The 254-nt window shown below is 38.6% G+C and carries 1 protein-coding gene; it reads left to right on the forward strand.

The genetic code is table 11. The features are described from left to right. Positions 1–55: 55 nt before the first annotated feature. Positions 56–254 (forward strand): hypothetical protein (locus tag KVT27_RS25450; protein ID WP_217582254.1); only part of this gene is annotated, 199 nt, incomplete at its 3' end.

Genomic DNA, 254 nt, shown 5'->3' on the forward strand with positions numbered 1-254 from the left:
AGAAAACATAAACTTCACCCAACTAGCCCATAGATTTGTTAAGGATATGTTTTCCGTGAAGTGGCTGGATTATGCAAAAAATAGATGCATGCCGTTTGTTAGAGAAATGCAGCCCATCTTATTTTATTTTTCCTGTCCAGTACTTCAACTAAAATTTGTTCAAGATATCATGTCCATGAAAGAAAAGGTAGTCGGCATCGGCTGCCCTCATGTCGTGATTACACTGCCCAATAGCTTAATGAGAAGGCTATGTT

The sequence above is a fragment of the Lysinibacillus sp. GbtcB16 genome, from assembly GCF_019091145.1.
GTDB lineage: Bacteria > Bacillota > Bacilli > Bacillales_A > Planococcaceae > Lysinibacillus > Lysinibacillus fusiformis.